The sequence below is a fragment of the Rhizobium favelukesii genome (assembly GCF_000577275.2).
GTDB lineage: Bacteria > Pseudomonadota > Alphaproteobacteria > Rhizobiales > Rhizobiaceae > Rhizobium > Rhizobium favelukesii.
In genome coordinates, this window is sequence record NZ_HG916852.1 from 438157 (window position 1) to 460874 (window position 22718).

Consider the following 22718-nt stretch of genomic DNA (forward strand, 5'->3'; position numbering starts at 1 on the left):
GACTGTCCTATTCGATGCCCCAGATGCGGGCGTCGGCGCATTCGAGGCTGTTGCCCGCCGGGTCGCGGAAATAGATCGATCGGCCGCCCTGCGGCCAGGTGACTTCGGATTCGATGGCGACACCCCCGGACGTCAGCCGGGCTGCAATCGCATCGAGATTTTCCCCGCAAACGCGGAAACAGGCGTGTCCTGCACCGGTCGTGCCGTGCGGCGGAACCTGCAAGGAGGTGGGCGAGGGAGGCTTGATCGTTTCCTGCGGGTTGAAGATCAGCAACACCCCGGCACCGCAGCGAAAGAAGACATGTCGGTTGCCGCCCCGCGAGATCTTCGAAAGGCCGAGAATGCCTTCATAAAAGGCTTCGGCCTTGTCGAGATCGTCCGCATAGAGCGCCGTCTCCAGCATGCCTTCCAGCATGTCGTTCATCCGGCGACGGCCTGCTTCTGCATCGCGACGAGTTCGGCGATACCGACCTTGGCGAGGGCCATCAGCGAGGCGAATTCCTCATCGGTGAACGGCGTGCCTTCAGCGGTGCCCTGGATTTCAACGATGCCGCCGTTGCCGGTCATCACGAAGTTCGCGTCGGTCTCAGCCGAGGAGTCCTCGAGATAGTCGAGGTCAATCACCGACTGGTTGGCGAAGATGCCGCAGGAAATGGCCGCGACGTGGTCCTTGAGGACGCGTTCGACCTTGAGCATGTTGCGGCTTTCCATCCACTTCAGGCAGTCGTAAAGCGCGATCCAGGCGCCGGTAATGGACGCCGTACGCGTTCCGCCATCCGCCTGGATGACGTCGCAGTCGAGCGTGATCTGGCGCTCGCCGAGTTCCTTGAGGTCGACGACAGCGCGCAGCGAACGACCGATCAGGCGCTGGATCTCCTGCGTACGGCCGCCCTGCTTGCCGGATGCGGCTTCGCGCTTCATACGCTCGCCGGTGGCGCGCGGCAGCATGCCGTATTCGGCCGTGACCCAACCCTTGCCGGTGTTGCGCAGCCATGCCGGAGGCTTCTCCTCGATGCTCGCCGTGCATAGCACATGCGTATCGCCGAACTTCACCAGACAGGAGCCTTCCGCGTGCTTGGAGAAATTGCGCTCGAACGAGACCTTGCGCATCTGGTCGGTTTTTCTGCCTGAGGGCCGCATACTATTCTCCTGAATCATGATTTCGAAGACCGCGAGCGGTTTTCGGAAGATCACGCGTGCTTATGTTGTTGAGAGCTTCTACGATCGGCAGCGTCCATTTGCAATTTCCCTTTTGCCGCTGCGGGGAGATTGGCTATATTTTGTCGCATCATCGTCAGCACGGGTACGCAAGGGTTCATGGAGTTCAGATCGACGTCGGTTTCAGATGCAGTGGCTGCGCTGGATGAACGCTCCAAGGAAATCTTTCGCCGCATCGTAGAGGGCTATCTGGAGACGGGTGAACCGCTCGGTTCGCGCAACCTGTCGCGTATCCTACCGATGTCGCTGTCACCGGCCTCCGTGCGCAACGTGATGAGCGATCTGGAAGAACTTGGCCTCATCTATTCGCCGCATGTCAGTGCCGGCCGTCTGCCGACACAAGTCGGCCTGCGCTTCTTCGTCGACGCCTTCATGCAGGTCGGGGATCTCTCGGCCGAGGATCGCGCCAACATCGATCGCCAGGTGCGCGCCGAAAGCCGCGACAATCCGATGGAATTGATGATGAACGAGGCAAGCCGCATGCTCTCGGGCATTTCGCGCGGCGCCGGGCTCGTCATCACCTCGAAGAGCGATCCTGTTCTCAAGCACGTCGAGTTCATCCGCCTTGAGCCGACCAAGGCGCTTGCGGTTCTCGTCGGCGATCACGATCAGGTCGAAAACCGCATTATCGAGCTTCCGGCAGGCGTGACGTCATCGCAATTGACCGAGGCCGCCAACTTCCTCAACGCACACATGACCGGCCAGACGCTGCCGGAACTGCGCAATCAATTAAGTCGACTGAAGGACGATGTCCGCCTCGAACTCGATGCGCTATCGCAGGATCTCGTCGAGCGCGGCATCGCCGTCTGGTCGGGCAGCGCCGACGAGGGCAAACCGGCCCAACTGATCATTCGCGGCCGCGCCAATCTGCTCGCCGATCTCGCTGGCGCCGACGATCTCGACCGCCTGCGCATGCTGTTCGACGACCTCGAGAAGAAGGACAGTCTGCTGGAACTTCTCAACCTCGCCGAAAGCGGGCCGGGCGTGCGCATTTTCATCGGCTCGGAGAACAAGCTCTTTTCACTTTCCGGTTCGTCGCTGATCGTCGCGCCCTATCGTGACGATGACGACCGCATTGTCGGCGCTGTCGGCGTCATCGGGCCGACGCGGCTCAACTACTCGCGCATCGTGCCGATGGTCGACTATACCGCCCAGCTGATGACGCGGTTGTCACGCGGCTCGACGTAGGAGAACTACTCCGGGAGCAGGTCGCCCGAGCCGCCCATCTCCGCAGGCATGTCTTTGTATTTTGGCAGGCCGTCACGGATATGCAGCACGCTTTCCTGATAGTTCACGTGCAGCGCTGGAGCGTAGTCAAGATCGGGCAGAAGTGCCGCGTAAACGTCGGTGACGCCCCAGGTCGGGTGCTCGGTGTAGAGATGCCCACCGCAAAGCTCGCAGAACTTCCGCACGCTGGTATCGGACCTCTGGTAGCCTTCCACGTGCTCTCCGCCTTTGGTGACATGGACGGTTTGCGGCTGCCAGAGCGTGAAGGCGTTGACGGGTCCCGCCGACCAATGCCGACAGGAGGCGCAGTGGCAGTAACCCATAGCCACCGGGTCTCCGGTGACGACGATCTCCACGGCACCGCAGAAGCAGCGCCCCGAATACGTTTTCTGATCGCCCATGGTGGTCGCTCCCTGACCTGGATGAGGTCGAAGCACTATTGATTCAGTTGCGCCTAAAATGAAAGAACTTTAGCACGGCCAAGTCAAGCTAGACCCTGTGGGGTAGACCGGCACGGTTGCCTACAAGTCATGCTTTTCGGTCACGCAGACTTGATTTTTGCCTGTCAAAGCTCGATATCGGGCACATCCTAAAAGACATCAATCACCGGAGAACGTCATGACTGACGAAACGACGAAGAACGGACCCGACGCCGCCGCGGCCGAAGCCGCAGCGGACGCCGCCGCAAACGTCGAGAACGAAGCCGCCGCCGAAGCCAGCGCAAAGCCCGATCCGCTGGAACTGCTAAAGTCCGAGAATACAGAGCTGCGCGACCGCTATCTTCGCCTTGCCGCCGAGATGGATAACCTGCGCCGGCGCACAGAGCGCGAAGTCAAGGATGCGAGGACTTATTCCGCCGCGGGCTTTGCGCGCGACATGCTGGCCGTTTCGGACAACCTGCGCCGCGCCATCGATGCGATCCCTGAGGAAGCCAGGGCTGCCGCCGATGCCGGCCTGACGACGCTGATCGAAGGTGTGGAGATGACGGAGCGCTCGATGTTGTCGGCGCTTGAGCGACACGGCGTCCGCAAACTGGAGCCGGTCGGCCAGAAGTTTGATCCGAACTTTCACCAGGCCATGTTCGAAGTGCCGAACCCCGATGTGCCGAACAACACCGTGGTTCAGGTCGTCCAGGCCGGTTACACCATTGGTGAGCGCGTTCTTCGCCCCGCCATGGTCGGCGTCGCCAAGGGCGGGCCGAAGCTCGTCGAACCCGAAACGAATTCCGTTTTCGACCAGAAGGACGCCTGATCTCTCAGGCGCCTGAAAGCCAATCTGAACATCAGATGCGGGCGAAACGTTCGATCAGCAGATCGAAGAAGCCGTCCGCATCGACATCGCGCATGACCTGCGCATTGCGCTTGCGGTCGGTCACGTGCCACCAGTCGACGACGGTCATGCCGGCCGTCAGCTCAGACGTCACCTCGATCTCGACATTGCAGGTTCGCCCCTTGAAAAGCTCAGGCTTCAAGAGATAGGCGATAACCGTCGGGTCGTGCAACGGACCGCCATCGGAGCCGTACTTCTCGACATCGAAGCGTTCGAAGAATTCCAGCATCTCGACCATGGCGATCGCCGGGCGCGTCCCCAGATCGGCCATGCGCTTGACGCGATCCTTTCGGGTCAGAAGCTTGTGCGTGACGTCGAGCGGCATCATCACGATGGGGATGCCAGAGCACAAGACGATATCGGCTGCCTCGGGATCGACGTAGATGTTGAACTCGGCGGCCGGCGTGATGTTGCCGCCTTCGAAGAAGCCGCCGCCCATCATCACCAGTTCGCGGATGCGCGGGATGATGTCGGGCGCCTTCTGGAAGGCCATGCCGATGTTGGTGAGCGGCCCAAGCGTGCAGAGGGTCACCGTGCCTTCAGGCTCGTTGCGTAGCGTTTCGATGATGAAATCCACGGAATGCTGCGGCTGTAGCTGCATATTGGGCTCATCGAGAACGGGACCATCAAGCCCGGTCTTGCCGTGCACGTGCTCAGCGGTCACCAGCTTTCGCGCGATTGGTTTGGCGGCGCCGGCAAAGACCTTGGTATCGGTCCGGCCACAGAGCTCGCAGACGATGCGCGCATTGCGGCTGGTGTAAGAGAGCGGCACATTGCCGGCGACCGTGGTGATGCCGAGCACTTCGAGCTCTTCCGGGCTGCCGAAGGCCAGCATGATGGCCGCGGCGTCGTCCTGGCCGGGGTCGGTGTCGATGATGATTTTTCTAGGGTCTGCCATTCCGATCGCTCCGTCCTCGTGGTGCGCGTTTTCGTGGCATGCACCATTTGTTTATACTCCCGTCGCAAATCGGCGCAGCCGGTACGGGCAGGGTTTGATGCGAGGCAGCGCTTGCTTTGTCAAGGTCGGACCCCTTGCGGGCTCTCTGGGAGCGGGCGCCGATATCTGCCTTGCGCCCGCGTGAGGCAGTTCCCATATTGGAAGCGTCCGGATGCTGTCTTTCAGGTCTGGCAAGGTCGCTTGAATCAAGGACTTGGAGACGATGAGCCGTATGACGCCTTTCGCGAGCCCTCTGCTTTTGGGCTTTGACGCCATGGAAAAGACGCTGGAGCGCCTTTCCAAGGCCAGCGACGGATACCCCCCCTACAATATCGAGCGCGTCGCCGCTGATCGCGCCTCCGGCGATCCGGAAAGGCTGCGCATAACTCTTGCCGTCGCCGGATTCAGCGAGGAGGAGCTCGACGTTTCTGTCGAGGAAAGCCAGCTTTCGATTCATGGTCGCCAGATCGACCAGGGGGAGCGCGACTACCTCTATCGCGGCATCGCCGCACGTCAATTCCAGCGGACTTTTGTTCTGGCCGATGGGATGCAGGTTTTGGGCGCTTGCCTCAAGAATGGGCTGCTCGCGGTGGATCTCATCCGTCCGGAGCCGAGCCGTATGGTGAAGAAAATTAACATTTCGGTCTCACAGTAGGACAACGGCGCAACTTGAGCCGTTGGTCCCTTCTCGTGGAGGTACAGGAATGTTGATGAAAGAAGCCAATTCGCACCTGACCAAAACCGAACTTGCCGGCATCGGCAACGGCGAGGTCGCCTACATCCGGAAAATGCGGTCTGAGGAAGTATCCAGGTGCTTCCCCGAGGCACCGGATATCGATCCGAGCGTTGACCTCTGGGCGCTGTTCGGCGCCGATGGCACGCCGATCCTTTTGACGGACAACCGCTCCAGCACCTTCTTCAAGGCTGCCGAGGATGAGTTGAAGACGGTGAGCCTGCACTAGGGCAGGCTCAGACCCGCTTGAACGTTAGATAGGCGGAGGATCTGCCCTCGCGCCGCGCCTTGGCCTCGTAGCGTGTGCTCGGCCAGCCCTCATAGGGCGTCAGCCAGTCTGCAGCATTCTGTGCCAGCCATTCGAAACCGCCGTGGTCTCGGCATTTCAGCAGCGTCCAGTTAACGTAAGTGTCGATGTCGGAGGCGAAGCAGAACAGCCCGTCCCGCTTCAGCACGCGGTGAAAGCGATCGAGATTGGTCTTCGACACGAAGCGGCGCTTCCAGTGCTTTCTCTTCGGCCACGGATCCGGGTAAAGCAGATCGATCTGGTCGATCGAGGCGTCAGGCAGCCAGTCCAGCAATTGCGTCGCGTCGTCGTTGTAGACACGGACGTTCTTGGCGCCTGCCTTGTCGACGCTCGTCAGCAGCTTCTGCATGGAATTGATGAAAGGCTCGACACCGATAAAGCTGGTGGAGGGCATTTCCACCGCACGATGGATCAGATGTTCGCCGCCGCCGAAACCGATTTCCAGGCGCAGCCTGCCTGTCGGCACCGGAAAGAGGGTCTTCAGCGGCTCGGGCGGAGCCGCTGAAAGATCGATGAGGAACGCCGGAAGCAGGGTGTTCAGTCGCTCTGCCTGATGCTCGCGCAGAGCCTTTCCCTTGCGGCGACCGAAGAAGGCTTCGGTCGCGCGTCCGCGGCGTTCCATGTCGGTCATGCCGCTTCCTTGACCTTGACGGCGTCCTTGAGCGCCTTGACGAGGTCCGTGCGCTCCCAGGAGAACGAGCCGTCGCGGCCCGCCTTGCGGCCGAAGTGGCCGTAAGCCGAGGTTTTGGCGTAGATCGGCTTGTTGAGGTCGAGGTGACGGCGGATGCCGGTCGGCGACAGATCCATGTTCTTGCGGATCGCGGCTTCGACCTGGTCTTCCGTCACGCCCTTGCCGGTGCCGTGCAGGTCGACATAGATCGACAGCGGCTGTGCGACGCCGATGGCGTAGGAGAGCTGGATCGTGCAGCGGTCGGAAAGGCCGGCGGCAACGACGTTCTTCGCAAGATAGCGGGCGGCGTAGGCAGCCGAACGGTCGACCTTGGTGGTGTCCTTGCCGGAGAACGCGCCGCCGCCGTGCGGAGCAGCACCGCCGTAGGTGTCGACGATGATCTTGCGCCCGGTCAGACCAGCGTCGCCATCAGGGCCGCCGATCACGAACTTGCCGGTCGGGTTGATGTACCACATACAATCGTCGGCAATCGGCAGCTCGCCGAGAGCCTCGCGGATATAGGGCTCGACGACCGCGCGAACCTTCTTCGAATCCCAGCTTTCGTCGAGATGCTGGGTGGAGAGAACGATCGACGTGACTTCCGCAGGCTTGCCGTTGACGTAACGCACGGTCACCTGGCTCTTGGCATCGGGGCCGAGCTTTGCGACGTCGCCGTCGCCCTTCTTTCGGGCAGTGGCCAGCAGTTGCAGGATCTTGTGGGAGTAGTAGATCGGTGCCGGCATGAGATCCGGCGTTTCCTTGCAGGCGTAGCCGAACATGATGCCCTGGTCGCCGGCGCCTTCGTCGCCCTGCTGGTCGGCAGCGTTGTCGACACCCTGGGCAATGTCGGCGGACTGCGAGTGCAGGAGCACGTCGATCTTGGCCGTCTTCCAGTGGAAGCCGTCCTGCTCGTAGCCGATGTCCTTGATGGCGCGGCGGGCGGCGGCCTTGAACTTCGAAGGGTTGATGACGTCTTTGCCGTCTTTGTCCTTCTTCATCAGGCTCGGCGGCAGGCGCACTTCACCGGCGATCACGACGCGGTTGGTGGTTGCCAGCGTCTCGCAGGCGATACGCACGCCCCAGGGGTTGACGCCGGTCTTGGCGGCTTCGCGGTAGACCAGATCCACGATCTCGTCGGAGATCCGGTCACACACCTTGTCCGGGTGACCTTCGGCAACTGACTCGCTGGTGAAAAGGTAATTCGCGCGCATTCCGGGATTCCCCTCAAAGAACAAAAGCTGCGTAGTAGGTACTCAGTTCGCGCGGGAAAAACAAGCGTAGAAGGACATAAATATATCTTTATATCTACGGCGAAGTGGCAAATTATGCCCATAAAACGCCAAAAAGCGGCCGTTGCGACCGCTTTCGTTTTTCTCCAAATTTTGAAGTGGCTATTATTCGCTGTCAGCCTCGGCAGCGAGTGCCTTCACCAGTTCGACGACTTTACGGCGAACCTTGGGGTCGGTGATCTTCACGAAGGCACGGTTGAGTTGGAGCCCTTCGGACGACGAAAGAAAGTCGACAACGTAGTTGGAGCTCGAGGCTTCCGCCATGCCGGACAGGCCGGAGGATTGGTCGCCGGGTGCGTCTTCAAAGAAGAAGGAAACCGGAACGTTCAAAATGCTGGAGATGTTCTGGAGGCGGCTGGCACCGACGCGGTTGGTGCCTTTTTCGTATTTCTGGATCTGCTGAAAGGTGATGCCAAGGCTCTCGCCGAGCTTTTCCTGGCTCATTCCGAGCATCGTTCGGCGAAGGCGAATGCGACTACCAACATGGATGTCGATGGGGTTCGGCCTCTTCTTGTTCTCAATCATGGTCCTGCCCTAACAATAATTTTCAACCTTGTTCAAACCGGCATGCCCAAACCCATCCCCAAAACGCCACGTTGCAAAGTCTCTATCAACCACCTTGAAACATACGCTAAGAACGCCGATCCCAACCACTATGCAATTTTAGGGGTTTTCGGTCAATTCTGCTTGAAAACAAAACCTAAACGCGAAACCAGCGCAATTGCAAACAGAAGTATTTCCAGCAACCAGAAGTAAGTTTGGCGTGGGTAGCCTGGATCGCGTTGCGCGCCGAAGCTCTCAATGGTTGCGTCGACGAAGCCCGTTTCGTTGAGGCCGAGACCGGCAATGACCTCGCCGCGGGCGTTCACAATGGCAGAAATACCACTGTTGCCGTTGCGAATCAGCGGCAGGCCGGTCTCCACAGCGCGCAACCTGGCCTGCTGAAAGTGCTGGTAGGGCCCGGGTGTCGCACCAAACCACGCATCGTTGGTGACATTGAGGATGGCATTGGCCACGCCGAGGTCGCCGGTCATCTCATCCGGGAAAATGATCTCGTAGCAGACGAGCGGATAGAACTTGATCCCGGTCGGCAACGTCAGCAACTGCCGCGTGGCGGCCGGCGAAAAGCCACCCGGCATCTCCACGACGTTCTGGATACCGAAATCGTCTAGTATGCTTTCGAACGGCACATACTCGCCAAACGGCACGAGATGCACCTTGTCCGCGGCGCCGGCGATCTGCCCACGGCCATCGATGACGTAGATCGAATTGTAGTAACGTGGCGGATTGCCGGGCCCCATGTCCTCGACCCGGACGGCGCCGGCAATCAGGATCTGGTTGTCGTCGAGCGTGTCCGCGATCCGGCTGAGCGCATCCTGGTTGTCGGTCAGGATGAAGGGAATGGACGTCTCCGGCCAGACGATGATGTCGGGCTTGCGACCGCCATCCTTCGGCGGCTCGACGGAGAGTTTCAGGTGCTTCTCGAAGATCGCGGCGCGGTCGGCGTCATTATCCATCTTCGCCGTCTGTTCGATCATCGGCTGAACGAGGCGGATGACCGGGCTCTTGGAGTCCGGCGCCGGCGCAGGCTGTGGGCCAAAGAGGATATAGGCGCCGTAACCGATATGTACTGCGAAAAGCAGGGCTGCCAGTGAGAGGCCGAGCTTCGCGCCCTGGCGGGTGCCGAGGAGCGCGGGAGCCGCGAAGATGAAGACCGAGAGCGAAGTAATGCCCATGATGCCGATGACATGCGCCGATTGCATCATGAGCGGCACGGGCGTCATTCCGTAGCCGACGGCGTTCCAGGGAAAACCGGTGAAAAGTACGCTCCGCAGCCACTCGAGCAATCCGAAGCTCGCGGCAAGCGCCGCAATCCGCCCCATGCCATCGGACCACATGGTGCGCGCCAGGGCGGCAGCAACGCCATAGAAGATGGCGAGCACGGCAGGCAGGCCGAGGATCGCCAGCGGCAGCGCCCAGGCGAAAGCCTCGGCATCGATCATCAAGGCATGGCCAAGCCACCAGAGACCGGCGACGAAATAGCCGAAGCCGAAGAGCCAGCCGACGGCGAAGGAAGGCCACAGCCGGCCGATCAAGCCGCTCTCAGGAGCGGCAGCCGAGCCGTCAATCAGCCAGACGAGCAGCGTGAACGACACGAACATGGCAGCAAAGAAGCCGAATGGAGGCAGGGCCAGAACGCCGAAAGCGCCTGCAAGGGCGGCCAGTGCAACCCTCTTGACCCCCCAGGCCAGGATAACCCTGTCTGCAAGCCGCTCCATGCGCACTCCCATCAAGCTGCGAATCAACCCCAACGCAGTCTTTCAAAAAAGCCGCCGTTTGTCGTGCTTTGCGGCGATCAGTTTGTCGTGGGAGCGTCGGTTTGCCGCTCTTCGCCGTGATCCGCGCCAGAGGTGCCGTCGCCGTCGATCTTGATGCGGCGGCGGATGGCCTGACGCTTGCGGGTGATCCTTACGCGCTTGATACGGCGCGGATCGGCATCGAGAATATGGAACTCGAAACCGGGCAGGGCCTGCACGACCTCGCCACGCACCGGAATGCGCCCGAGCTCGGAGAAGATCAGGCCTCCCAGCGTGTCGACTTCGTCGACCTGCTCAGTGATGTCGAAGTCCGGTCCGATCGCTTCCGCGATCTCCTCCAATTCGACGCGAGCATCCGCGACGAAGATGTCTTCGGATACGCGCTTGAACATGACTTCTTCGTCGTCGTGCTCGTCGTCGATGTCGCCGACGACCATTTCGACGATGTCCTCATGCGACGCCAGCCCATCGGTGCCGCCGTATTCGTCGATGACGAGCGCCATCTGCGTGCGATTGACCTGCATGCGGCGAAGGAGGTCCGAAGCAAGCATCGACGGCGGAACGAACAGGATCTTGCGAATGATGCCGGCCTCTGAAAGCGTCTTCTGCAGGTCAACGCGGCTGAGGTCGAAATTCGGCTTCGCGGAGCGCGTCGGCTTCTGCAGGTGCTCGGGGGAAACCTCGACCAGAGGCTCTGCCGGCTTGAGGGTCTTGGTGCTGCCGCGGCGCTTGTTGCGCGCCTGCTTGGCAACGTAGGACAGAAGATCGCGGATATGCACCATCCCGCGCGGGTCGTCGAGCGTATCCGCATAGACCGGCATGCGCGAACGGCCGGATTCCTCGAACAGGATCATCAGTTCGCCGATGGTGATGTTCTGATCGACGGCCTCGATATCGGCGCGTGGCACCATAACGTCGGCGACACGCACCTCGCGGAAGCGGAGGATATTGTGCAGCATCGCCCGTTCGTCAGGCGAAAAGACGTCGCCGTCGGCCGCGTCGGTCATCAGCGCATCGGCGATGTCCTCGCGAAGCCGCGAGCCCTGCTGTGGTCTCAGGATGCGCGCTGCGCGCGACCAGAAGGATTGGGATCGTCCGGACTGCCTACTACTACTACTACTACTACTACTACTACTACTACTGCCACCCTCGTCGGAAGAGGAGGATTGGTCGGCGTCCTTGGCCTCAGGGGCCGGTCTCGTCGTAAAGTCGCTCATGGTTCCATTTTAAGGTCTTGACCCTCGTATGGGTCAGATAGGCCGAGTACCGCCAAAATGCGAGTCTCGAGCCCCTCCATTATCTCGGCTTCAGTGTTATTATTATGATCGTAGCCGAAGAGATGCAAGAAACCATGCACCATCAGATGCGTTAGATGGTCGTCAAAGCTCTTCTCAAGTTCAGCTGCCTCTCGCTCGACGGTCTCTCTTGCGATGATGATGTCGCCTAGCATCGGCCCCGGCACTTTGCCCGGCTTCACCGGGAAGGCGGGAAACGAAAGCACGTTGGTCGGCTTGTCCTTGCCGCGCCATTCCGCGTTGATGTCCTGGATCGAGGCGTCGTCGGTGAAAACCAGCGAGACTTCTGGGACCATCTTGGGAAACGGCTGCTTCTGGCTCGCGCGAAGGTAGGTCGCGGCCGCTTCCAGTACGCGATCGGCCAATGCATGCAATGCATCTTCGGAGGGCCAATTGCCCTCCTCGATGCTGATCTGGATATCGAGTTCCGCCATCAACCCTGCCGGCTATCCTCTTCGGTATCCGTTGCATAGGTGGAATCGTAGGCCCTGACAATGCGCCCGACGAGCGGATGACGCACAACGTCCGTATCCTTGAAGCGTACGATCGAGATACCCTCGACGCCGTTCAGCAGTTGGAGCGCTTCCACGAGGCCGGATTTGACGCCCCGCGGCAAGTCGATCTGGCTCGGATCGCCGGTGACGATCATCCGCGAATTCTCGCCGAGACGTGTCAGGAACATCTTCATCTGCATCGACGTGGTATTCTGCGCCTCGTCGAGGATGACGGCGGCATTTGCGAGCGTACGGCCACGCATGAAGGCGAGCGGCGCAATTTCGATGACGCCGGCGGTAATGGCGCGATCGACCTTGTCGGCCGGCATCATGTCGTAGAGTGCGTCATAGAGCGGACGAAGATAAGGATCGACCTTTTCCTTCATGTCGCCTGGCAGGAAGCCGAGACGTTCGCCGGCTTCGACCGCGGGGCGCGAAAGAATGATCTTCTCAACGACGCCGCGTTCCAGGAGTTGAGCGGCGTGGGCGACGGCGAGATAGGTCTTGCCGGTACCGGCCGGACCGCAGCCGAATACGAGTTCAGCGCGCTCCAGTGCCCGGAGATAGGCATCCTGGGTCGGCGTGCGGGCGATGATGGTCTTCTTGCGCGTGGAAACCTGGGCCATCGTCAGCTTGGCCTTCTTCTCCATCGTCGGCAGGCTCAGCTGATCGTCGGCGGCCACCGCCATACGGATCGCGCCTTCTACGTCGGAACGTTCGACGCTGCCGCCTTTCTGGAGTTTCTCGTAAAGATAATCGAGCGTGCGCCGCGCCTGGTTGGTGGCGACGATGTCTCCGGAAATAACGACGGAATTGCCCCGCGCTCGGGCGTCGATGTGCAGACGCTCTTCAAGGAGCTTGAGGTTCTGGTCGAACTGACCGAACAGTTCACTGGCGAACCGATTGTTCTCGAACGTCAGAATAAAGTGATTGGCGTCGCTCGCAATGCGTGGGTGGCGCGGTGAAGAAGAAACCAATTCTTGTCCGTTCAAGCGGTCAGGCTCCTTGGGTTAGACCTCAGCCTCTGCAATCTCGGCAAACAGGCTGTTGGTTCCGGTTCCGGTGATTCGCACATTAATAATGTCACCGATTTGCAATTCTTTTGCATCAACATTCACGGACTGAAGCCAGGGAGAACGGCCGATAAGCTGTCCTGGCATGCGACCGGGCTTTTCGAGCAACAGTTCGATCGTTTTTCCGACACAGGAACCGGCAAATTCCTGCTGCTGCTTCAGAAGAAGCGCCTGCAGGCGTTCCAGCCGTTTTGCCTTGATTTCTTCCGGCACCTGGTCCTTCAGTTCCGCGCCGGGCGTGCCCGGCCGTGTCGAGTACTTGAAGGAGAAAGCCTGCGCATAGCGCACCTCCTCCACCAGACGCAGTGTATCTTCAAAATCCTGGTCTGTCTCCCCCGGAAAGCCGACGATAAAGTCGCCGGAGAGAGCGATATCAGGGCGGGCAGTGCGGATGCGCTCGACCAGCATCAGATACTCGGCCGCCGTATGGCGTCGGTTCATCGCCTTCAGGATGCGGTCGGAGCCGGCCTGCACCGGCAGATGCAGGTACGGCATCAGCGCGCGCAGATCCCGGTGCGCCTCGATCAGCCGATCGTCCATGTCTCGCGGATGGCTGGTCGTGTAGCGCAGCCGCGCAAGCCCGGGGATCTCAGCCAACCGATAGAGCAGATCACCGAGGGTCCATTCCTGACCATTGGCGCCGACACCATGCCAGGCGTTGACGTTCTGGCCGAGCAGCGTGATCTCGCGCACGCCCCCTTCGACGAGCTTCTGCGCTTCCTCGACGATCTGGCTGACCGGCCGAGACACTTCCGAACCGCGCGTATAGGGTACGACACAGAAAGTGCAGAACTTGTCGCAACCTTCCTGAACGGTGAGGAAGGACGTTACGCCGCGCGAGCGGATTTTCTTGCTCTCGGCGATCGGCAGATGCTCGAACTTGTCTTCGAGCGCATATTCGGTATCGACGATGCGCTGCCCTTCCTTCGCCTTGCGCAGCGCTTCCGGCAGGCGATGATAGGTCTGCGGCCCGATCACGACATCGACGGCGGGCACACGGCGCAGGATTTCCTCGCCCTCGGCCTGCGCCACGCAGCCGGCAACGCCGATCATGAACTCCCGGCCTTCCCTGTTGCGTTCCTTCTTCATATCGCGCAGACGCCCGAGCGCCGAGTAGACCTTTTCAGCAGCCTTCTCACGGATATGACAGGTATTCAGTAGAACGAGATCGGCCTCTTCCATGTTTTCCGTCGGCTCGTATCCGTCGCGGGCGAGGGCGTCGCTCATGCGCGTCGAGTCATAGACGTTCATCTGACAGCCGTAGGTCTTGATGAATACCTTGCGGTTGTTGCTGCCATCACGGAGATCGGTCTCCGGGGCCTGAAGAAGGGCGCTGTCCTGGGTCATGGGCGGCTATTTAGTGGTTTTTGCTGCACTAGAAAAGGAAATCTTGTCTTACGCGGCGTCGCGGCCGCGCAGTGCCGCGCCAAGCATGGCGCGGATGCGTCGTGCAATCGTCGCGCTGACTTCCTTGCGGTTGCTGTCGCCGCGATATTCGACCGCGTCGCCGAAACAGACGTCCACCTCAAAGGCGCCGCATCGCAGCATATCCTTCAGGTGCGGAAGCATTTCCACGTCGCCGGGCCAGGAGGCGAGCGGGCGATGATAACGCCCCATCGGCAACCCGTGGACGCCGGTATAGGCAACCGCGACCGGTTGGATTACGACAGCGCCTGTTGGCGAAGCTGGAACCGCCATCGCGGCTGCGCCGAACAACGAGGATTTGACCTCCAGGAGCCGGTTCCCGTCCGAGGTCGTGCCCTCCGGAAACAGAACAACGATCTCGCCATTTGCCATGCGGGTCGCAATCTCATTCGCCTGGTGGCCGGTCTTGCGCTTTTCCTCACGCACAACGAAGACGCTCTTCTGCAGCTTCGCCAGCGTGCCGAAAATCGGCCAGTCGCGCACTTCGATCTTGGCGATAAACGCAACGTCGGCGACAGCAGACAGCACCATGATGTCCATCCACGACGAATGGTTGGCGCAAAGCATCAACGGTCTATGCGTTTCCATCTTGCCATGGACGCGAACGCGGATGCCAAGGCAGAAACAGATAATGCGATGCCAGATGCGGGGCAGCCAGCGTCGCAGCTTCCAGTCGAAGCGCAGCGCCAAGAGCTGCCAGGGCATGAGCAGGATGCTGGCAAGGAGAATGACGATGCCGGCGAGGCCGACGCGCAGCCAGGCGATCAAAGCGAAGACTCCCCAGCTGCGATCATGGCCTCAGCGCTCGTCCTTCTTGAGCGGAATGCCATAAAGTTCCAGCCGATGGTCGACCAGCTTGAAGCCGTGTTCGCGGGCGATGCGTTCCTGCAGTGCCTCGATCTCGGGCGAGTGAAACTCGATGACGACACCCGACTTGAGGTCGATGAGGTGGTCGTGATGCTCTTCCGGCACCGTCTCGTAGCGCGAGCGGCCGTCTCGGAAGTCGTGGCGTTCGATAATGCCGGCGTCCTCGAACAGTTTCACGGTGCGATAGACCGTGGAGATCGAGATCTTGGCGTCGACCTTCACCGAGCGCCGATAGAGTTCTTCGACGTCAGGGTGGTCGGCGGATTCCTCGAGAATGCGCGCGATCACCCGGCGCTGCTCGGTCATGCGCATGCCGCGTTCAGCGCAAAGCTCCTCGAGGGTCTTGGCGACGTCAGTCATGGGCTGCCTTCCGATAGTCAACGTTCAAGCAACGGACTAGCGAAGAACGCGCTTCATGACAAGCGCTGTGGAAACCGCGCCCTTGGCATCCTTGTAGTATCCCCTGCGTTCGCCGACTTTCTCGAAGCCGAGCTTGCGGTAAAGGCCGAGCGCCGCCGCATTGCCGTCATCGACCTCCAGAAAGATGCTCTCGCCGCCGCGCGCGTGTGCTTCGCGCATCGCGGCCTGCATCAGGCGCCAGCCGAGGCCGGCGCGTGCGACCTTCGTCTGCACGGCGATCGCCAGGATTTCCGCCTCGCCGGCGACCTGGCGAGCCAGCACGAAGCCGGGCAACGGCTTCTTGAGGAATGCATTGGTCTGGCGTGCCACGAAGCCGAAAACGGTGTTCTGGCTGAGCAGGCTGTAGAACTCGCCATCGCCCCACGGGCGGGCGAAACGTTCACCGTGCAGAGCCGCGACAGCGCGGCAATCATCGGCATCCATCGCGACGATTTCGAATTCCGGCTTCAGCGTCAAATAGGATTCCAACATGGTCATACTCGCGCAATTGCAAACCCGGCCTGGGGCTTGGCGTCGGGTCCGCGCAGATAAAGAGGCTTCGGCTTTCCGGCAGAAGGATCAGAGGCGGCGCCGAGGCGCGCCACGATGGAAATCGGGAAATGGTTGGCGTGATCGCCGGTCGTGTCCGGCTTCAGGAGAGGCGTGGCCGAACCGATGATTTCGCCTTCGAATGTCGCGGCGAATGCCTGCGCTTCCTCGACGGTGACGGCACGCGCTTCATCAAGCGGCTCGCCGTCGGCATCGAAGGCCTGCAGGTAGATTTCGTTTCGCTTGGCATCCATGGCGGCGAGCACCGGGTGCATCGGCGTCTTCAGCCGCTGCGCTTCGGCCATCACCGCAAGCGTGGTGACGCCGACGGCCGAAACGCCGAGCGACAGCGCAAAGCCGCGCGCGGCGGCAACGCCGACACGAATGCCAGTGAAGGAGCCTGGACCGATGGTGACGGCAATGCGATCGACGGCCGAAAGCGCCGCGCCCGCCTGGTTCAGCGCGCGATCGATGATCCCCATCAGATGCTCTGCGTGCCCCTTGCCGATCATGTCCGATGCCTCCCCCAGCATCGTATCCCTGCCGCTGTCATAAAGACCGGCAGCGCAATCCACACCTGCGGTGTCGAGCGCCAGTATGATCATGGCATCAATTTCCGAATAAAGCGTTCCCGAGCGTCCATACATTCACCCTGCCGCGCTTGCAAATGCTGCGCCAGAATGAATGCCGGAACGGGCGTGTCGTCGTCAGGCGGCGACCACTTCCTCGACTTCCGGAACGAAATGGCGAAGCAGGTTCTGCACGCCATGCTTCAGCGTCGCCGTCGACGACGGGCAGCCGGAGCAGGAGCCCTTCATGTTGAGATAGACCTTGCCGTCCTTGAAACCACGGAAGGTGATGTCGCCACCATCCTGCGCAACGGCCGGACGCACGCGCGTGTCCAGCAGCTCCTTGATCGTGAGGACAATCGACTCGTCGGCTTCGTCGAAGAACTCGCCGCCGGCATCGAGGTCCTCGGAAAGAACCGAGGCGTCGCCCATGACAGGCTTGCCCGACATGAAATGTTCCATGATCGAACCGAGGATCGCCGGCTTCAGGTGCTGCCACTCGGCATTGTCCTTAGAGACGGAAATGAAGTCGTATCCAAAATAGACGCCGGTGACGCCCGCAATCTCGAACAGCCGAGCAGCAAGCGGCGAAGCCTGCGCTTCGTCGGCGCTACGGAATTCGGCCGTGCCGTTTTCCATCACGACCCGGCCCGGCAGAAACTTCTGCGTGGCGGGATTCGGCGTGGCTTCGGTCTGAATAAACATCTCGCTCTCCTGCGGCGGGCATTGGCCCTCAGCCATCTTTAGAATTCTTCAAAAGAGAAAATAAGCCGATTGGCAACTCTATTCAAGAGACTGGTACTCAAGAAATCGCTTTATGCGAGAGCATCCAGTTCCTCGTCGGTCAATGTATCAGGCAGGACCGTGACGGGGATGGGAAATGTCGCGCCACGCCCGGCGATCGAAGACACCAGCGGTCCTGGACCTTCCTTGGCCGAGCTTGCGGCAAGCACCAGGATCGCAATATCGCGGTCTTCCTCGATCACGGCGTTGATCTGCTCGGTGGCGCTGCCCTCGCGGATGACGATTTCAGGGTCGATGCCGATCGTTTCGCGAACCACATGCGCCGCCTTGGCGACCACAGCCTCGGCCTCCTCGCGCGCCTCGGCGCGCATGATCTCCTCCACCCCCAGCCACTGCTGGAAGTCACCCTCCGGAATCACGTACATCAGCACAAGGCCGCCATTCGAGTTCTTGGCGCGCCGGCCCGCATAATGGACGGCGCGGGAGCATTCGGGCGTATCGTCAATGACCGCCATGAATTTGCGGCGATGACCTTCGAGCCGGGAGAGTCGTTTCGATACCATGGCGCGGACTCTGACACCTGAACCCGAAAATTTGCAAGCCCTCGTTTTTGATCCTGGAAGGATCGTCGGCGCGGGGGCCGCGTCAGGCCGGAACCAGTCCATAGAGGCGCATGATTGCCTTCACATGTTCGATGTCGGGCTTTCCCTGAACGTTGATGGCCAGGGCCATCTCCTCGAAATACCGCCTGCCGATCAAGCCGGGCGTCATGGTGATCAAAGCCTTGGCGGTTTCCCCGTGCAGGTTCTCGTGGGTGTGGACATAGCCGCGCGGAATGAACAGGGTTTGCCCCGGCGCGATCTCGTGTTTGCGCCCGTCCAGCGTCGTCGTCATCGTGCCGGACAGTCCGTGGATCACTTCGTCGACGTCGCGGTGATAATGAGCGGCTGGGACACGCGCTTGAGGCGGGACGATGAATTCGAACATCACCAGACTGCCGGCACTCTGATCCTCGTCGATCAGAAGCCGGATCTCCATGGCGCCGATCTGGATGAGGTTGCGATCTCGCATCGAAGCCCCCTGGTGGTCCGTTCCCAAAAGATTACGCCGCAGGTCCGGGTTCGACAAGTCCGGGGCTGCAAGCCGCCCCGGAAAGGCTGGTGAGGCCGTATCTCAGTACAGGAAGCCGACGATGTCGCGCACTTCCTTCATCGTCACCTCGGCGCGTGCCCGTGCCCGTTCGCCGCCGTTGCGCAGGATCGCGTCGATGTGGCTGGTGTCCGACATCAGGCGGCGCATCTCGGCGGTGATCGGCGAGAGCACGTTGACGGCGAGATCGACGAGCGCCGGCTTGAAGACCGAGAACTGCTGGCCGCCGAATTCGGCAAGCACGTCAGCCTTCGACCTGTCAGCGAGTGCTGCATAGATGCCGACAAGATTGTCGGCTTCCGGCCGACCCTTGAGACCGTCGATCTCGCCAGGCAAGCCTTCCGGATCGGTCTTGGCCTTGCGGATCTTCTTCGAGATCGCGTCCTCGTCGTCCATCAGGTTGATGCGCGAAAGATCGGACGGATCCGACTTCGACATCTTCTTGGTGCCGTCGCGAAGCGACATGACGCGCGGCGCCGGGCCATCGATCAGCGGCTCGACCATCGGGAAATAGGCATGCACCGGCTCATTGCCGACGGTGATGTCAATGCCGTAGCCCGTCTTGCGGATGTGCCCCGCATAGTCGAGGTTGAACTTCATGGCGATGTCACGGGCGAGTTCAAGGTGCTGCTTCTGGTCGTCGCCAACCGGGACATGCGTGCCGCGGTAAACGAGAATGTCAGCGGCCATCAGGCTCGGATAGGCGTAGAGACCGAGCGAGGCCTGCTCGCGATCCTTGCCGGCCTTGTCCTTGAACTGCGTCATACGGTTCATCCAACCGAGGCGCGCGACGCAATTGAAGATCCAGGCGAGCTCGGCGTGCTGCGGCACGGCCGACTGGTTGAAAACGATGTGCCTTTCCGGATCGATGCCGGACGCGATAAAGGCGGCGGCGATCGAACGGATCTGGTTCGGCATGTCCTCATGGACGAGCTGGGCCGTCAACGCGTGCATATCCACGACACAGTAGATGCAGTCGTTGCCTTCCTGCAGCGCCACGAATTTGCGGATCGCACCGAGATAGTTGCCAAGATGGAGATTGCCGGTCGGCTGGACGCCGGAGAAAACGACTTTCTTGAATTCGCTCATTATGTCCTCGATTAGGCTGGTGGAGGGCCCCAGGGTTTGTAACCCATGTTGCTAACGGGCGCGCTTATGCACGCGGAAGACAGGGCAATCAAGGGGTTCAGCCTGTGGCGTGTTCGATCAGGTCGAAGGTGTTGCCGTAAGGATCCGAAAACACGGCGACCGTCCCATAAACCTCATGCCGCGGCGCCTCGAGAAAATGCACGCCCTTGGCCAGCATCGATGCATGGTCGCGGGCAAAATCGTCGCTCTTGAGAAAGAAGCCGACGCGCCCGCCGGTCTGGTTGCCGATCGCCGCCTTCTGCTGGTCGTTGGCAGCCTGCGCGAGCAAAAAGGCTGCGCCGTCGCCGCCCTTCGGCTTGACCACCACCCACCGCTTGCCCTCGGGCTGTCTGTCGTCCTGAAGGCAATCGAAGCCGAGCGCGCCGCAATAGAAATCCTTGGCGTGGTCGTAGTCGTCGACGACAAGGGTCACGAGGAAAAGCGATTGAGACATTGTGGCTCCGATTTGTGGCGTCGTGTTGTTACCAAGGGCGAGTGATCGGTCAAGGGGCGCGGTTTGGTGAACACGTCTTTACTTTCACACGGTCGTTCCTGCCCGTGGTTCGATCCTGCATTGCACTCGGACGGGGCGCTGGAAATTGCCTCGCTAGAGGAAAAAGCATATGGCGCTTCCCAACTCCGGATGAAGGAGCTTGCGTCGTTCTCCATCATCCAGCGCCGATCCCGCCTCGCCGCAACGCCTTGCGGTGTATCCGAAGATGGAACGGCACGATTGCAGGAAGAGCGCCGTAGGGCGGGGAGAATCGGCGACGAATTTCCTCTGTGAGTATCTCTCGCGAATTTACGAAAGGAAAGTTTATACTACCTTTGAGGTATCACTAACCTGCCAATTAGCGGTAGAATATGGGGATGCTGCGTAACGGAAGGTAAACAATTTCACAAAAAGGCCATTTTTAGGGAGAGCGTTCCATCCGCCAAAGGCTGCGCCGGCCGCTCCGGCGTATTTCGAGGGGAGGGAACCATGCAGTCCGCATTTTCCATCGCACTCGCCGGCCTGTTCTGTCTGTCGTGTTTCGACAGTGCCGACGCCCAGAATGTCAGAAGAGTGGCAATACCGCCGCTCAAGCATAATGAAACGCTCGCCTACTCTCTGCAGACTGTCAGCGTTCAGGCGAACTGCTTCCCGCCGCAACTCCGCGGCATTCTTGCCTATATCGCCACTAAGACCGGCCGCCGCCCGATGGTAACCTCGGGGTTGCGGGCGCGCGGGCGATCACACTCCCAACATCGCCATTGCGCGGCCGCCGATATCCGGATCCCCGGCGTATCGGAGCGAACGATCATTGCGATCGCGGCGTCGGCGCCAGGGATCGGCGGGATCGGCCGTTACTGCAACGGCATCGTCCATGTGGACATAGGTCCCAAACGACGATGGACCTACTGCTGAGGTCTAGCGCTAGCCGTCGACTTTTGCGGCGGGCTTGCGGTTCAGGTTGCGCCGGATCATGCCGAGGTTTGCGCCGCCGATCAGGAACGCCGTCGCGAAGTAAACGGCCATGGCGATGATGATCAGAAGGCCGAGTGTGCCGACCTTCGTCGCCAGGTGTGCGCCCGAGGCAAGCCACGGCTCCCACCGGTGCTGCAGGTACATGATCACGCCGCCCATCACGGCTGCGGATACGACGAGCAGCGCCGTGCGCCGCGCCAGGGCCCATTCCCAGGTGAGGTGACCGCGGCGCAGCAGCGTGGTGAAGAGAAGCACCGTGCTGATCCAGCCTGCCGTCGCTTCTGCAACCGCAATGCCGGGAGCGCCGAGAAACGGGAAGAGCGTCAGCGCCGTCGCGCAGTTGACGCCAACGGCAACGGCGGAAAAGCGCATCGGCGTCTTGGTGTCCTCGCGCGCATAGAAGCCCGGCTGCAACGCCTTGATCAGCACGAAGGCAGGTAGGCCGATGCCGTAAACGGCGAGGATGGAGCCGACGATCGCGGTGTTTTCCTGATGGAAGGCGCCGCGCTCATAAAGCACGCGGATGATCTCATCGGAGAGAATCCAGAGTGCAAAGGCGGCCGGGATGGTCAGGAATAGCACGAATTCGATCGACCGGTTCTGCAGGTTTCCGGCCTCGCGCAGATGGCCGCCCTTCAAGGCACGCGCCAATTCCGGCAGCAGCACCACGCCGACCGCGACACCGACGACGCCGAGCGGCAGCTGGTAGATGCGGTCCGCATATTGAAGTGCGGCGATCGCGCCTTCGCGCGCAGAAGCGATCGCCTGCCCGATCATCTGGTTGATCTGGGTAATGCCGCCGGTGACGGCGGCAGGGACTGCGAGGATCAGCAGCCGCTTGACGTTTGGCGTGATGCGGGGAAAGCGAAGGCCGATGCTCATGCCGGCATGCAGGACGCCGAGATAGACGACGACGAGTTGCAGGATGCCAGCTACGAGCACGCCCCATGAGAGGTACCAGGCGGTCTGAAGCGGTTCGGCGCCGATATAGAGCGAATAAAACAGCGCGCCGATCATCACCACGTTGAGGAAAATGGGCGCAATGGCTGCGGCGAAGAAATGATGCAGGGAGTTCAGCATCCCACTCATCATTGCCGTCAGCGACATGCACATGAGATAGGGGAACATCACCGCCGCCATGCGGACGGTGATCGAGAATTTTTCCGCATCGTCGGCAAAGCCCGGCGCGATGACGAAGCGCACGAGCAGCGGCATGCAGAGCTCCATGACGATGGTGATGAGCAGCAGCACGGAAAACAGCACGCCGAAGACTTCCTCGGAGAAGCGCTTGGCGCCGTCGATGCCGTGCGCCTCGATCTCCTTGGCAAAGAGCGGCACGAAGGCGGCGTTGAACGCGCCTTCGGCAAACAGGCGACGGAAGAGGTTCGGAAAGCGGAAGGCGGCGTAGAAGACGTCGGCCATCGGGCCCGTGCCGAGTGCGGCCGCCATCAGCGTTTCACGGGCAAAGCCGAAGATGCGGCTGCCGAGCGTGGCGCCGCCGACGGTGGCAAATTTCTTGACGAGGCTCAT

The 22718-nt window shown here is 60.9% G+C and carries 27 protein-coding genes; 5 read left to right on the forward strand and 22 right to left on the reverse strand.

The genetic code is table 11. From position 1 onward, the window contains the following. Nucleotides 1-7 precede the first annotated feature (7 nt). Together LPU83_RS40460 and rph are read right to left on the reverse strand one after the other, a co-directional pair. The gene (locus LPU83_RS40460) at nt 8-424 is read right to left on the reverse strand and encodes a VOC family protein (protein WP_024314501.1); all 417 of its coding nucleotides are present in this window, start codon (nt 422-424) and stop codon (nt 8-10) included. Continuing rightward, a complete protein-coding gene (gene rph / locus LPU83_RS40465) occupies nt 421-1140 on the reverse strand; it encodes a ribonuclease PH (RefSeq protein ID WP_024314502.1) in 720 nt (239 codons plus the stop codon). Before rph ends, LPU83_RS40460 begins: the two co-directional genes overlap by 4 nt. A gap of 177 nt (nt 1141-1317) precedes the next feature. On the opposite strand from rph, the gene hrcA reads away from it, so the two are divergent. Then, nucleotides 1318-2406 (forward strand): heat-inducible transcriptional repressor HrcA, encoded by a 1089-nt coding sequence (hrcA, locus tag LPU83_RS40470; RefSeq protein WP_024314503.1) that lies wholly within the window; start codon nt 1318-1320, stop codon nt 2404-2406. 5 nt (nt 2407-2411) lie between these two features. On the opposite strand, the gene LPU83_RS40475 is transcribed toward hrcA, so the two are convergent. Continuing rightward, on the reverse strand, nt 2412-2846 hold the full coding sequence (locus tag LPU83_RS40475) for a GFA family protein (RefSeq protein WP_024314504.1): 435 nt from the start codon (nt 2844-2846) through the stop codon (nt 2412-2414). Between the two features lie 217 nt (nt 2847-3063). Here LPU83_RS40475 and grpE point away from each other — a divergent pair, with 217 nt between their 5' ends. Then, entirely contained in the window at nt 3064-3696 is a 633-nt protein-coding gene (gene grpE, locus LPU83_RS40480; protein WP_024314505.1) for a nucleotide exchange factor GrpE, read from the forward strand. 31 nt (nt 3697-3727) lie between these two features. On the opposite strand, the gene LPU83_RS40485 is transcribed toward grpE, so the two are convergent. Beyond that, nucleotides 3728-4672, reverse strand: coding sequence for a nucleoside hydrolase (locus LPU83_RS40485; RefSeq protein ID WP_024314506.1), 945 nt, complete (start codon nt 4670-4672; stop codon nt 3728-3730). A gap of 262 nt (nt 4673-4934) precedes the next feature. Here LPU83_RS40485 and LPU83_RS40490 point away from each other — a divergent pair, with 262 nt between their 5' ends. Further along, nucleotides 4935-5366 (forward strand): Hsp20 family protein, encoded by a 432-nt coding sequence (locus tag LPU83_RS40490; RefSeq protein WP_024314507.1) that lies wholly within the window; start codon nt 4935-4937, stop codon nt 5364-5366. A 49-nt stretch (nt 5367-5415) separates the two neighbouring features. Further along, on the forward strand, nt 5416-5673 hold the full coding sequence (locus tag LPU83_RS40495; RefSeq protein WP_024314508.1) for a BQ00720 family protein: 258 nt from the start codon (nt 5416-5418) through the stop codon (nt 5671-5673). Nucleotides 5674-5680: 7 nt separating this feature from the next. Here the strand turns inward: LPU83_RS40495 and trmB are convergent, their stop codons facing one another. The 17 genes from trmB to LPU83_RS40580 all read right to left on the reverse strand — a co-directional run bounded on the left by trmB (nt 5681) and on the right by LPU83_RS40580 (nt 20174). Next, nucleotides 5681-6382, reverse strand: a complete 702-nt coding sequence (gene trmB / locus LPU83_RS40500; RefSeq protein WP_024314509.1) for a tRNA (guanine(46)-N(7))-methyltransferase TrmB — start codon at nt 6380-6382, stop codon at nt 5681-5683. Continuing rightward, nucleotides 6379-7632, reverse strand: coding sequence for a methionine adenosyltransferase (metK, locus tag LPU83_RS40505; RefSeq protein WP_024314510.1), 1254 nt, complete (start codon nt 7630-7632; stop codon nt 6379-6381). The genes trmB and metK overlap by 4 nt, the downstream gene beginning before the upstream one ends. Nucleotides 7633-7815: 183 nt before the next feature. After that, entirely contained in the window at nt 7816-8235 is a 420-nt protein-coding gene (locus LPU83_RS40510; RefSeq protein WP_007789368.1) for a helix-turn-helix domain-containing protein, read from the reverse strand. Between the two features lie 152 nt (nt 8236-8387). Next, nucleotides 8388-9989 (reverse strand): apolipoprotein N-acyltransferase, encoded by a 1602-nt coding sequence (gene lnt, locus LPU83_RS40515; protein ID WP_024314511.1) that lies wholly within the window; start codon nt 9987-9989, stop codon nt 8388-8390. Between the two features lie 77 nt (nt 9990-10066). Continuing rightward, nucleotides 10067-11245, reverse strand: coding sequence for a hemolysin family protein (locus LPU83_RS40520; protein WP_024314512.1), 1179 nt, complete (start codon nt 11243-11245; stop codon nt 10067-10069). Continuing rightward, the gene (gene ybeY, locus LPU83_RS40525; RefSeq protein ID WP_024314513.1) at nt 11242-11757 is read right to left on the reverse strand and encodes an rRNA maturation RNase YbeY; all 516 of its coding nucleotides are present in this window, start codon (nt 11755-11757) and stop codon (nt 11242-11244) included. Before ybeY ends, LPU83_RS40520 begins: the two co-directional genes overlap by 4 nt. After that, on the reverse strand, nt 11757-12809 hold the full coding sequence (locus tag LPU83_RS40530; RefSeq protein WP_024314514.1) for a PhoH family protein: 1053 nt from the start codon (nt 12807-12809) through the stop codon (nt 11757-11759). Before LPU83_RS40530 ends, ybeY begins: the two co-directional genes overlap by 1 nt. Nucleotides 12810-12827: 18 nt before the next feature. Then, on the reverse strand, nt 12828-14237 hold the full coding sequence (miaB, locus tag LPU83_RS40535; RefSeq protein WP_024314515.1) for a tRNA (N6-isopentenyl adenosine(37)-C2)-methylthiotransferase MiaB: 1410 nt from the start codon (nt 14235-14237) through the stop codon (nt 12828-12830). A 48-nt stretch (nt 14238-14285) separates the two neighbouring features. Then, a complete protein-coding gene (gene olsA, locus LPU83_RS40540) occupies nt 14286-15083 on the reverse strand; it encodes a lyso-ornithine lipid O-acyltransferase (protein WP_024314516.1) in 798 nt (265 codons plus the stop codon). Between the two features lie 30 nt (nt 15084-15113). After that, nucleotides 15114-15542, reverse strand: a complete 429-nt coding sequence (locus LPU83_RS40545; protein ID WP_024314517.1) for a Fur family transcriptional regulator — start codon at nt 15540-15542, stop codon at nt 15114-15116. Between the two features lie 36 nt (nt 15543-15578). Next, nucleotides 15579-16079 (reverse strand): GNAT family N-acetyltransferase, encoded by a 501-nt coding sequence (locus LPU83_RS40550; RefSeq protein ID WP_176703582.1) that lies wholly within the window; start codon nt 16077-16079, stop codon nt 15579-15581. After that, on the reverse strand, nt 16076-16735 hold the full coding sequence (tsaB, locus tag LPU83_RS40555; RefSeq protein WP_024314519.1) for a tRNA (adenosine(37)-N6)-threonylcarbamoyltransferase complex dimerization subunit type 1 TsaB: 660 nt from the start codon (nt 16733-16735) through the stop codon (nt 16076-16078). The genes LPU83_RS40550 and tsaB overlap by 4 nt, the downstream gene beginning before the upstream one ends. A gap of 102 nt (nt 16736-16837) precedes the next feature. Further along, the gene (locus LPU83_RS40560; RefSeq protein ID WP_007789348.1) at nt 16838-17404 is read right to left on the reverse strand and encodes a NifU family protein; all 567 of its coding nucleotides are present in this window, start codon (nt 17402-17404) and stop codon (nt 16838-16840) included. 110 nt (nt 17405-17514) lie between these two features. Further along, on the reverse strand, nt 17515-18006 hold the full coding sequence (locus LPU83_RS40565) for a universal stress protein (RefSeq protein ID WP_007789346.1): 492 nt from the start codon (nt 18004-18006) through the stop codon (nt 17515-17517). Nucleotides 18007-18088: 82 nt separating this feature from the next. After that, entirely contained in the window at nt 18089-18514 is a 426-nt protein-coding gene (locus LPU83_RS40570; RefSeq protein ID WP_024314520.1) for a cupin domain-containing protein, read from the reverse strand. Nucleotides 18515-18616: 102 nt separating this feature from the next. Continuing rightward, nucleotides 18617-19681 (reverse strand): tryptophan--tRNA ligase, encoded by a 1065-nt coding sequence (gene trpS / locus LPU83_RS40575; protein ID WP_024314521.1) that lies wholly within the window; start codon nt 19679-19681, stop codon nt 18617-18619. Nucleotides 19682-19778: 97 nt separating this feature from the next. Continuing rightward, nucleotides 19779-20174 carry a VOC family protein gene (locus LPU83_RS40580; protein ID WP_024314522.1) on the reverse strand — a complete coding sequence of 132 codons (396 nt, stop codon included), beginning with the start codon at nt 20172-20174 and terminating at the stop codon, nt 19779-19781. Between the two features lie 528 nt (nt 20175-20702). On the opposite strand from LPU83_RS40580, the gene LPU83_RS40585 reads away from it, so the two are divergent. Further along, nucleotides 20703-21128: a YcbK family protein gene (locus LPU83_RS40585; protein WP_024314523.1), complete on the forward strand. Its 426-nt coding sequence runs from the start codon at nt 20703-20705 to the stop codon at nt 21126-21128. Between the two features lie 9 nt (nt 21129-21137). On the opposite strand, the gene murJ is transcribed toward LPU83_RS40585, so the two are convergent. Next, complete coding sequence (gene murJ, locus LPU83_RS40590) at nt 21138-22718, reverse strand: murein biosynthesis integral membrane protein MurJ (RefSeq protein WP_024314524.1); 1581 nt, start codon at nt 22716-22718, stop codon at nt 21138-21140.

What these genes read in the sequence shown, in the direction of transcription:
- hrcA (WP_024314503.1), top strand. Translation starts at nt 1,318, where the DNA reads ATGGAGTTCAGATCGACGTCGGTTTCAGATGCAGTGGCTGCGCTGGAT.
- LPU83_RS40485 (WP_024314506.1), bottom strand. Translation starts at nt 4,672, where the DNA reads ATGGCAGACCCTAGAAAAATCATCATCGACACCGACCCCGGCCAGGAC.
- trmB (WP_024314509.1), bottom strand. Translation starts at nt 6,382, where the DNA reads ATGACCGACATGGAACGCCGCGGACGCGCGACCGAAGCCTTCTTCGGT.
- metK (WP_024314510.1), bottom strand. Translation starts at nt 7,632, where the DNA reads ATGCGCGCGAATTACCTTTTCACCAGCGAGTCAGTTGCCGAAGGTCAC.
- LPU83_RS40510 (WP_007789368.1), bottom strand. Translation starts at nt 8,235, where the DNA reads ATGATTGAGAACAAGAAGAGGCCGAACCCCATCGACATCCATGTTGGT.
- LPU83_RS40565 (WP_007789346.1), bottom strand. Translation starts at nt 18,006, where the DNA reads ATGGTATCGAAACGACTCTCCCGGCTCGAAGGTCATCGCCGCAAATTC.
- grpE (WP_024314505.1), top strand. Translation starts at nt 3,064, where the DNA reads ATGACTGACGAAACGACGAAGAACGGACCCGACGCCGCCGCGGCCGAA.
- LPU83_RS40570 (WP_024314520.1), bottom strand. Translation starts at nt 18,514, where the DNA reads ATGCGAGATCGCAACCTCATCCAGATCGGCGCCATGGAGATCCGGCTT.
- trpS (WP_024314521.1), bottom strand. Translation starts at nt 19,681, where the DNA reads ATGAGCGAATTCAAGAAAGTCGTTTTCTCCGGCGTCCAGCCGACCGGC.
- ybeY (WP_024314513.1), bottom strand. Translation starts at nt 11,757, where the DNA reads ATGGCGGAACTCGATATCCAGATCAGCATCGAGGAGGGCAATTGGCCC.
- LPU83_RS40520 (WP_024314512.1), bottom strand. Translation starts at nt 11,245, where the DNA reads ATGAGCGACTTTACGACGAGACCGGCCCCTGAGGCCAAGGACGCCGAC.
- LPU83_RS40580 (WP_024314522.1), bottom strand. Translation starts at nt 20,174, where the DNA reads ATGTCTCAATCGCTTTTCCTCGTGACCCTTGTCGTCGACGACTACGAC.
- LPU83_RS40495 (WP_024314508.1), top strand. Translation starts at nt 5,416, where the DNA reads ATGTTGATGAAAGAAGCCAATTCGCACCTGACCAAAACCGAACTTGCC.
- LPU83_RS40550 (WP_176703582.1), bottom strand. Translation starts at nt 16,079, where the DNA reads ATGACCATGTTGGAATCCTATTTGACGCTGAAGCCGGAATTCGAAATC.
- LPU83_RS40545 (WP_024314517.1), bottom strand. Translation starts at nt 15,542, where the DNA reads ATGACTGACGTCGCCAAGACCCTCGAGGAGCTTTGCGCTGAACGCGGC.
- LPU83_RS40475 (WP_024314504.1), bottom strand. Translation starts at nt 2,846, where the DNA reads ATGGGCGATCAGAAAACGTATTCGGGGCGCTGCTTCTGCGGTGCCGTG.
- lnt (WP_024314511.1), bottom strand. Translation starts at nt 9,989, where the DNA reads ATGGAGCGGCTTGCAGACAGGGTTATCCTGGCCTGGGGGGTCAAGAGG.
- LPU83_RS40460 (WP_024314501.1), bottom strand. Translation starts at nt 424, where the DNA reads ATGAACGACATGCTGGAAGGCATGCTGGAGACGGCGCTCTATGCGGAC.
- rph (WP_024314502.1), bottom strand. Translation starts at nt 1,140, where the DNA reads ATGCGGCCCTCAGGCAGAAAAACCGACCAGATGCGCAAGGTCTCGTTC.
- LPU83_RS40585 (WP_024314523.1), top strand. Translation starts at nt 20,703, where the DNA reads ATGCAGTCCGCATTTTCCATCGCACTCGCCGGCCTGTTCTGTCTGTCG.
- murJ (WP_024314524.1), bottom strand. Translation starts at nt 22,718, where the DNA reads ATGAGCCTCGTCAAGAAATTTGCCACCGTCGGCGGCGCCACGCTCGGC.
- LPU83_RS40560 (WP_007789348.1), bottom strand. Translation starts at nt 17,404, where the DNA reads ATGTTTATTCAGACCGAAGCCACGCCGAATCCCGCCACGCAGAAGTTT.
- LPU83_RS40490 (WP_024314507.1), top strand. Translation starts at nt 4,935, where the DNA reads ATGAGCCGTATGACGCCTTTCGCGAGCCCTCTGCTTTTGGGCTTTGAC.
- miaB (WP_024314515.1), bottom strand. Translation starts at nt 14,237, where the DNA reads ATGACCCAGGACAGCGCCCTTCTTCAGGCCCCGGAGACCGATCTCCGT.
- tsaB (WP_024314519.1), bottom strand. Translation starts at nt 16,735, where the DNA reads ATGATCATACTGGCGCTCGACACCGCAGGTGTGGATTGCGCTGCCGGT.